Source organism: Brevibacillus sp. RS1.1 (assembly GCF_013284365.1).
Taxonomy (GTDB): domain Bacteria; phylum Bacillota; class Bacilli; order Brevibacillales; family Brevibacillaceae; genus Brevibacillus; species Brevibacillus brevis_D.
Genome location: NZ_JABSVA010000018.1, coordinates 48,783 through 54,782 on the forward strand (window position 1 = coordinate 48,783; position 6,000 = coordinate 54,782).

Sequence of the window (6,000 nt, forward strand, 5' to 3'; positions counted from 1 at the left end):
TCCTGTTTGCCGCCATCTGACAAGCACGGCCGCTGGTTAATCCTCATCCTTCACATCGTAGCTCTCCGGAATCGGTTCATGACGCGCGGCATCCTCGAACTCCTGGAGCTTGCGAATTTCCTCCAGATGATGATTGAATTGCTCTTTATTAATGATGTACTCATTGCCGTCATGAACAGCACGGATGCGTCCCTGCTTGATTTTTTCCATAATAAACGTCTCGGGAAGCTCCAAATAGGCGGCTGTCTCCTCAACGGTCAAATACGTCTTATTCTCGCGCAATCTAGCCTCCAGTTCCGCTTTCTGCCGCTCGTAGCCCGGCTTGCCCAGCAAGGCAAACATATTGGCCTTGTACGCCTCCACCCCTGGCTGATCAAACGGATTGACGCCTAGCAAATAGCCGCTGATTCCGCATGCCTTTTCAAAAAAGTAAATCAGTCCACCGAGATAGTAAGCTGTCGCCTCCGGTATTTCCACAAGCAGATTCGGCACACCGCCGTCCACATGGGCCAGCACTGTTCCCTCGAAAGCCTTTTTATTGACATACCCCATTCGTTTTCCAGTCAAAAAATTCAATCCATCGACGTCAGCAGGGTCCTCCTGTACAGTCAAATCAACAAGGGGCTTCGTCACAGACACAACGGTCTCAAACAAATGCCTCATGCCGTCCTGTATGTATTGGCCCAACGAATGCAAGTCCGTTGAAAACTCGGCAGAAGCCGGAAAAATTCCTTTGCCGTCCTTGCCCTCCGATTCCCCGAAAAGCTGCTTCCACCACTCCGCAAAGTAGCGAAACTGCGGTTCATAGCTGACCAATAGCTCCACTGTCTTGCCTTTTCGATAGAGTGCATTGCGAATCGCCGCATACTGATAACACGGATTGTCACGCAAATCCATGACCATGTAGCGCTCGCGTGCATCCCTGGCCCCTTGCATGAGTGCATCCATGTTCGCCCCGCTTACAGCGATCGGCAACAATCCAACCGCAGTCAGGACTGAATATCGCCCACCGATATCATCCGGAATGACAAAGCACGCATAGCCCTCGTCATCCGCCAGCTTTTTCAGGGCTCCTCGCTGCTTATCCGTCGTAATGTAAATTCGTTTTTTGGCCTCTTCACGTCCGTATTTCTTTTCCAGCCATTCCCGAAAAAGTCGAAACGCGATAGCGGGCTCTGTAGTCGTGCCCGATTTTGAGATGACGTTGACGGACACATTTTTTCCTTCTATTACGTCCATCAGATGAGAGATATAAATCGGACTAATATTGTTGCCCACAAAATAAATCTCTGGAAAACGTCGCTTGGACTTCGGCAGCAAATTGTAAAAGCTGTGACCCAAAATGTCAAGCACCGCTTTTGCCCCTAGATACGAGCCTCCGATGCCAATCACCAGAAGCACATCTGAATCCGATTGAATCCGAACTGACGCTTGGCGAATTCGCTCATACTCATCCCGGTCGTATTGTTCCGGCCAATCGACCCAACCAAGATAATCCTTGCCGGGTCCAGTCCTTGAATGAAGCATTTGATGCGCCATTTCGATCGCTGGAGAAAGCTGCTCCCACTCATGCTGTTTGACAAAGGCTCGAGCGTTGGCGTAATCAAAACGAATCGTTTTGTTCATAGCTCCCCTCCGAGGAACGTCATCTCATCTTTATCTATGATATCACGGCAATTGGCGGCAAAGAACTTCCCGATAAAACGTATCAAAATGCGTTTAATTATGTCTAAAATGTGAACATTCGGCGTTTTATGTTACCTTTTTCCAGCACTACCGTAAAACCCTTTCGAGCAATGAAATAATATGGTTCTTACCAAAGCAAGGAGAATGAACATGAAAAAACGATGGTGGATCATCGGTTCCGTCGTAGTCCTCCTGGGCATCGGGGGCGTTGCGTTTTCCATGATGGGATCGCAACAAGCTATGGGAATGCCTGTCAACATCGGCGCACCAACGAAATCAGCTTTGGAAAGCAAGGTTTTGACATCAGGGCTCGTCACCGTAGAAGACAAGCTCAAACAGTACGCCAACGTCACTGGAACCTTACGTGAGTTTGTCGTCAAGGAAGGCGACAAGGTGAAAAAGGGACAAGTGATCGCGAAAATCGACACGTCCGATGTCGATAGCCGAATTCTCGAGCTGGAAGCGCAAATGGAATTGGCCAAAGCCAACCTCGCCAAGGCACAAATCGGCAACGAACCGGAAGAAGTCGCACAGGACCGAGAACGTGTCTCCCAAGCCCAGCGGGAATACGATGCGGCAAAGCGGGAATATGACCGGATGAATCAATTATTCACTTCTGGCGCTTCTACCCAGCAAGAGCTGGACAAGTTGAAATCACAAATGGAAAGTACTCTATCTACGCTGAATGTCGCCAAGCAACAGCTCGCTCTCAAGCAAAAGGGGCCACGCAAGGAAGACATTGCCGCTCAGCAAGCCCAAATCAACAAGCTGAATGTAGAAAAAGCACAGTTGAATAAAGAACGTGTCCAAAGCGTCGTCGTAGCACCTATGGATGGAACCGTCATTGGCGTTGCAGCTGATAACGGTCAATACGTCAACAAGGGAACAGAAATCTTGACCCTTGCCAATCTGAACAATCTGTTGGTTGAAGCAGATATCAACGAATCCGATGTCAATAAGCTCAAAATCGGTCAATCTGCCACGATTGAAGGCGTGACACTCGGAAAGAAAAAGCTGAATGCGGAAGTAGCGCGCATCTCTCCAACCGCGATCACTACTGCCACCAAGTCGGGGCAAGGTGAAAAAACACGCGTCAAAGTTACCCTCAAGCCATCTGGAGATCTATCTGCTTTGAAGCCTGGCTTCCATGTGGACATCAACATCTCCGTCGAAAAAATCGATAATGCCTTGCAAGTGCCAATCGAGGCTGTACAGCAAGATGCTGACGGTAGCACCTTTGTTTGGGTATCTGACAATGGTGTGGCGAAAAAACAGAAAGTCCAAACCGGTATGGAAAATGAGTTGTTCTCTCACGTCAAGTCTGGACTTAACGGTGATGAGCAAGTGATTCTTGGCCCTGTCGAATCCCTGACTGAAGGAACACCTGTCATGCCGATGAGTGGCGGCGGCGCACCAATGGGCATGTAACACGTAAAGAAGGAGGTCAGCCGACGATGCTTCATGTAGAAGGCTTGACGAAAGCATACAAGACGGGTGATACCGTACTGCCCATCTTAAAAGGTGTCTCCCTGCTGGTGGAACAAGGTGAATTCGTTGCCATCATGGGGCCATCAGGATCAGGGAAGTCGACGTTTATGAACATGCTAGGCTGTCTGGATCGTCCAGATTCTGGCTCGTACATGTTAGACGGCATTGAGGTCAGCAGCTTGAAGGATACGGAGCTCGCCGTTGTTCGCAACCAAAAGATCGGCTTTGTGTTCCAATCGTTTAATCTACTCGCCCGCTCTTCCTCCTTGCACAATGTAGAGCTGCCGATGATGTACGCCAATGTCAGTCGCTCAGAACGGCGCAAACGGGCTACAGAAGCACTCAAGCGAGTGGGACTGGCTGAACGCATGGATCATAAACCAACCCAGCTATCCGGTGGTCAAAAACAGCGTGTAGCAATTGCCAGAGCACTGGTCAATAAACCAGCCATCCTGTTGGCAGATGAACCGACGGGAAATCTGGATAGCCGCTCTGGAGTCGAAATTATGGCCATGTTTCAGGAGCTGCATGCGCAGGGCGTTACGATCATTCTCGTTACCCACGAATTGGATATCGCCCAGCATGCTGAGCGGATTGTGACTTTCAAGGATGGCGTGATCATTCGCGATGAAAAGGTTACGGAGCGAATATTCTCCAAGCCGTCTGACGAGGTGATTGTCACATGAATTTTATGGAAAGCTTTAACACCGCCGTGGAAGGTATTTGGGCGAACAAAATGCGCTCGATCTTGACCATGCTCGGGATCATCATCGGGATTACCTCCGTCATTGTCGTCACGGCACTCGGTGAAGGTGGACAAAAAGCCATCAACGAAGAGATGGAAAAGTTCGGGCAAAACACGTTTAACGTCTTCATCAATTGGGAGACAAAAGAAGAGATAGCTTCAGAAGATATGACCGTGGAAGATACCGAGGTACTCGGCAGGATTAGTCCTGCCATTGAATACATCGTGCCTTCCAACTCCAGTACGATTGATTTGAAGGGCCCGAAAAAAGAAGAGCGCGTCAACCTCACCGCCTCCACTGCTGATTATTTTTCGATGCAATCAACCTTGAAGGTGGCAAAAGGACGACTTTTCAACGAGATCGATGACAAAGAGCAACGCGCTGTCATCGTTCTAGAGGAAGCTCTTGCTCAAAAGCTGTTCGGTCAAATGAGCCCGATTGGTCAGCGTGTTCGCTGGGGGAATCAATCTCTCGTCGTAATCGGGACGTACACGGAAGAGAAGTTCAAGTTTGATATGGCAACGAGCTATGGAGCGATTATTCCCATCCGTTACGAAATGAGCCTGCAGGAAGAACCATCTGTCCAAATGATCATGGGAAAAGCGATCGACAAAGCGTCTGTCGACCCAGCCATGCAGCAGGTCAAACAGTACTTGAGCCGCAAGCATCAAAAGGAAGACCATTACAGAGTTCGCAGCATGCAAGAATCGATGGATCAGTTTAATCAAATGACGGGCACCTTGACGCTGATCTTCAGTATCATCGCAGGTATCTCCCTCGTGGTTGGCGGCGTCGGCGTGATGAACATCATGCTCGTATCCGTAACAGAGCGTACTCGCGAAATCGGAATTCGCAAAGCATTAGGGGCACGCCGACGAGATATTTTGATTCAGTTTTTGATTGAATCGGTCATCGTCTGCTTGATCGGTGGATTGATCGGGGTGTTGTTCGGCCTTGGTATCGCTTCGATCATTGCCTATTTTGCACAGTTGCCGCCGCTTATGTCCTGGAACAGCGTGTTTATCGCATTTGGCTTCTCCAGTGCCATCGGTATTTTCTTCGGCCTCTATCCGGCCAATAAGGCAGCCAAGCTCGATCCAATCGAAGCACTGCGCTACGAATAATGGAGTAGCCTTTATGAAAAAACAAGCACCTGTAAGCTCTCTGGCTACAGGTGCTTGTTTATGTTGGCAACGTATCCGTTACCAGCTTCAAAAGAAAAAAAAGCGCAATCCCCACGCTCGCGACTGTCCACCAGAGCGGCTTGCTGTCAGCCTTTTCTGCCTTGTAGATCCCGATTAACTTCCAGGTCCCTACTGCCACACACAAGAGGCTAAACAGGAGCAGGATTGTCCCCATGACCTCCCTCCCCTCACTCCTAGCTATATGGGAATGAGAGAGAAAAAATCACTTCTTCGGGTCCTTTTTGCCCAATCGACCAAGGACCATCCGGCCCCGTTCTTTTATGGACTCGTCCTTGATATCTTGTTGCCGCTTTTTCATCAAACCGTTTTTGGAAGTATCCGGTCGGTCCGTTTGCCGTCCATCTCGCATTAGCTGTACTTGCCTCCGCCTTTTTTCTCGTAATCGTTCAAAAGCTCAGCAAAGCTCTTGTTGCGCTCGCGTTCTTCCTGCTCCCGGCGCTTTTGTTCGGCGGCTTCCTTTTCTTTGCGCTCGCCTTCTGTCTTCATGTCTTTTTCAAGCTGCTTGAGTGCTCCGAGCGCATCTGCATTCAGCATATCCTTCAAACTGTTCAATCCGCTTTTCGCGTCTGTCGCAGTCGTTGTCTCTGGTTGACGCTGTGGTTTTCGTTGTTTTTTTGCCATTTGAATTGCCACCCTTTCCCTATCCTCATTCTGTCCTCATTCTCTGGCCCCATCCGGGTCATACTATCTTCATCTTTCACAAAGAGGAGGACATCACATGGTTCGCAACAAAGAAAAAGATTTTGGAAAAACCGCTGAAATCCGAGGACCCAAAGCCCAATCCGAGGCTGTCCGTTCTGACGGCTCCATTAATAGTGAACCACAAGAAAGGCTAAAAGAAAACCGCTAACAAAAAAACCGCCGGGCAGCCATTA

8 protein-coding genes and 1 pseudogene are annotated in these 6,000 nt (G+C 49.3%); 4 read left to right on the forward strand and 5 right to left on the reverse strand.

Features of this window, described 5'->3' with window-relative positions; translation table 11 throughout:
* Positions 1-36 precede the first annotated feature (36 nt).
* A complete protein-coding gene (locus tag HP570_RS29980) occupies positions 37-282 on the reverse strand; it encodes an excisionase family DNA-binding protein (protein WP_309139218.1) in 246 nt (81 codons plus the stop codon).
* A pseudogene (locus HP570_RS28195) lies at positions 277-1,626 on the reverse strand (glucose-6-phosphate isomerase); the annotation flags it as partial. The gene HP570_RS29980 and the pseudogene HP570_RS28195, both read right to left, overlap by 6 nt.
* A 210-nt stretch (positions 1,627-1,836) precedes the next feature.
* Between HP570_RS28195 and HP570_RS28200 the strand changes: the two are divergent.
* Genes HP570_RS28200 through HP570_RS28210 form a run of 3 tightly spaced genes read left to right on the forward strand, consistent with a single transcriptional unit; the run spans position 1,837 to position 5,044 of the window.
* Positions 1,837-3,114, forward strand: coding sequence for an efflux RND transporter periplasmic adaptor subunit (locus HP570_RS28200; RefSeq protein WP_173627867.1), 1,278 nt, complete (start codon positions 1,837-1,839; stop codon positions 3,112-3,114).
* 26 nt (positions 3,115-3,140) lie between these two features.
* Positions 3,141-3,860: an ABC transporter ATP-binding protein gene (locus HP570_RS28205; protein WP_007724719.1), complete on the forward strand. Its 720-nt coding sequence runs from the start codon at positions 3,141-3,143 to the stop codon at positions 3,858-3,860.
* Positions 3,857-5,044, forward strand: coding sequence for an ABC transporter permease (locus HP570_RS28210; RefSeq protein WP_173627868.1), 1,188 nt, complete (start codon positions 3,857-3,859; stop codon positions 5,042-5,044). The genes HP570_RS28205 and HP570_RS28210 overlap by 4 nt, the downstream gene beginning before the upstream one ends.
* Before the next feature lie 58 nt (positions 5,045-5,102).
* On the opposite strand, the gene HP570_RS28215 is transcribed toward HP570_RS28210, so the two are convergent.
* Genes HP570_RS28215 through HP570_RS28225 form a run of 3 tightly spaced genes read right to left on the reverse strand, consistent with a single transcriptional unit; the run spans position 5,103 to position 5,746 of the window.
* A complete protein-coding gene (locus HP570_RS28215) occupies positions 5,103-5,279 on the reverse strand; it encodes a hypothetical protein (RefSeq protein ID WP_007724726.1) in 177 nt (58 codons plus the stop codon).
* A gap of 48 nt (positions 5,280-5,327) precedes the next feature.
* Positions 5,328-5,474 carry a hypothetical protein gene (locus HP570_RS28220; RefSeq protein ID WP_007724729.1) on the reverse strand — a complete coding sequence of 49 codons (147 nt, stop codon included), beginning with the start codon at positions 5,472-5,474 and terminating at the stop codon, positions 5,328-5,330.
* A complete protein-coding gene (locus HP570_RS28225; RefSeq protein ID WP_012684623.1) occupies positions 5,474-5,746 on the reverse strand; it encodes a DUF3886 domain-containing protein in 273 nt (90 codons plus the stop codon). Before HP570_RS28225 ends, HP570_RS28220 begins: the two co-directional genes overlap by 1 nt.
* A gap of 97 nt (positions 5,747-5,843) precedes the next feature.
* Between HP570_RS28225 and sspK the strand changes: the two genes are divergently transcribed.
* Positions 5,844-5,975, forward strand: a complete 132-nt coding sequence (gene sspK / locus HP570_RS28230) for a small acid-soluble spore protein K (RefSeq protein WP_007724732.1) — start codon at positions 5,844-5,846, stop codon at positions 5,973-5,975.
* The last annotated feature ends 25 nt before the right edge of the window (positions 5,976-6,000 follow it).